This window comes from Streptomyces sp. NRRL WC-3742 (assembly GCF_000720635.1).
Classification (GTDB): Bacteria; Actinomycetota; Actinomycetes; order Streptomycetales; family Streptomycetaceae; genus Kitasatospora.
The window spans coordinates 1-460 of record NZ_JOCF01000193.1 but is presented as its reverse complement, the minus strand read 5'-3'; the positions used below and the strand labels follow the sequence as shown (position 1 = coordinate 460).

Annotated in this window: 1 protein-coding gene; it reads left to right on the top strand. The window is 73.3% G+C overall.

From position 1 onward, the window contains the following. Nucleotides 1–41: 41 nt before the first annotated feature. Nucleotides 42–460 (top strand): sigma 54 modulation/S30EA ribosomal C-terminal domain-containing protein (locus IH61_RS0140035; protein WP_234327545.1); only part of this gene is annotated, 419 nt, incomplete at its 3' end.

Sequence of the window (460 nt, the reverse complement as noted above, 5' to 3'; positions counted from 1 at the left end):
GCCCGCACCGCCACGGCCGGTCTCCGGAGGAACGGCGGATCGTGCGGCACAAGTCCTACAGCCTCGCCCGCCAGACTCCCTGGGCCGCGGTGTTCGAGATGGAGGCGATGGACTACGACTTCCACCTGTTCACCGACGCCGCGACCGCCTACGACAGCGTCGTCTACCGCGACGAGCACACCGGCGGCCACCGGCTGGCTTCCGCCGGCCCTGCTCCCGAGCGCGCCGAAGGGCTGAGCGTGAGCACGACCCGGGCGCCGGAGCTCCACGTGGCCGAGGCGGTGTCGCGCCTCGACCTCACCGGATGGCCGTTCGTCTTCTTCACCGACGCGGCCACCGGACGCGGCAACGTCCTCTACCACCGCTACGACGGCCACCACGGCCTCATCACTCCCGCGCAAAAGCCGGCGCGGGTACGGTCCGGCGGGCTGTGGGGGCCCGGCCGGGCCAGGGCAGGGGC